General features: G+C 65.9%; 1 protein-coding gene. It reads right to left on the bottom strand.

Annotation, left to right across the window (positions count from 1 at the left end; translation table 11 throughout):
- A partial coding sequence (treS, locus tag ACZ7LB_RS31930; protein WP_471473187.1) for a maltose alpha-D-glucosyltransferase occupies positions 1–1,540 on the bottom strand: 1,540 nt, incomplete at its 3' end.
- Between the last annotated feature and the right edge of the window lie 4 nt (positions 1,541–1,544).

The raw sequence follows: 1,544 nt of genomic DNA, 5'->3' as shown, positions 1-1,544 counted from the left end.
AGCGGGAGAAGTTGTGGACGCAGAGGACGAGGTCGTCGTCGTGCCGGCGGAGGAAGGCGAGGACGGCGGGGTTGGTGGAGGGGAGTTCGGTGTAGGTGCCGAGGCCGAAGGCGGGGTTCTGTTTGCGGATTTCGATCATGCGGCGGGTCCAGTGGAGCAGGGAGGAGGGGGAGGCCATGGCGGCTTCGACGTTGGTGACCTGGTAGCCGTGGACGGGGTCCATGATCGTGGGGAGGCAGAGGCGGCCGGGGTCGCAGGAGGAGAATCCTGCGTTGCGGTCGGGGGTCCATTGCATGGGGGTGCGGACGGCGTCGCGGTCGCCGAGCCAGATGTTGTCGCCCATGCCGATCTCGTCGCCGTAGTAGAGGATCGGTGAGCCGGGGAGGGAGAGGAGGAGGGCGGTGAAGAGCTGGATCTGGTTGCGGTCGTTGTCGAGGAGGGGGGCGAGGCGGCGGCGGATGCCGATGTTGGCGCGCATGCGGGGGTCTTTGGCGTATTCCGCGTACATGTAGTCGCGTTCTTCGTCGGTGACCATTTCGAGGGTGAGTTCGTCGTGGTTGCGGAGGAAGATGCCCCATTGGCAGTTGGAGGGGATGGCGGGGGTTTTGGCGAGGATTTCGGAGACGGGGTGGCGTGATTCGCGGCGGACGGCCATGAAGATGCGGGGCATGACGGGGAAGTGGAAGGCCATGTGGCATTCGTCGCCGCCGGTGGTGTAGTCGCCGAAGTAGTCGACGACGTCCTCGGGCCATTGGTTGGCTTCGGCGAGGAGGACGGTGTCGGGGTAGTGGGCGTCGATCTCGTGGCGTACGCGTTTGAGGAAGGTGTGGCTGGCGGGGAGGTTTTCGCAGGTGGTGCCTTCTTCGGCGTAGAGGTAGGGGACGGCGTCGAGGCGGAAGCCGTCGATGCCGAGGTCGAGCCAGAATTTGAGGGCGGCGAGCATTTCCTCCTGGACGGCGGGGTTGTCGTAGTTGAGGTCGGGCTGGTGGGAGAAGAAGCGGTGCCAGTAGTACTGGCGGCGGTGGGGGTCGTAGGTCCAGTTGGAGGCTTCGGTGTCGACGAAGATGATGCGGGCGTCGGGGTAGCGGGTGTCGTCGTCGGCCCAGACGTAGTAGTCGCCGTAGGGGCCGGTGGGGTCGCGTCGTGATTCCTGGAACCAGGGGTGCTGGTCGCTGGTGTGGTTCATGACGAAGTCGATGATGACGCGCATGCCGCGCTGGTGGGCGGCGTCGGTGAATTCGACGAAGTCGGCGAGGTCGCCGAATTCGGGGAGGACGGCGGTGTAGTCGGCGACGTCGTAGCCGCCGTCCTTGAGGGGGGACTGGAAGAAGGGGGGGAGCCAGAGGCAGTCGACGCCGAGCCATTGGAGGTAGTCGAGGCGTGCGGTGAGTCCTTTGAGGTCGCCGATGCCGTCGCCGTTGCTGTCCTGGAAGGAGCGGACGAGGACCTCGTAGAAGACGGCCCGTTTGAACCAGCCGGGGTCGCGGTCGCTCGCGGGGGTGTCCTCGAAGGTGTCCGGTACGGGCTCGTTGACGGTCATGAGG

Source organism: Streptomyces sp. NPDC107521, from assembly GCF_055598485.1.
The sequence above is the reverse complement of the archived record's forward strand: the minus strand, read 5'-3'. Positions and strand labels throughout refer to the sequence as shown.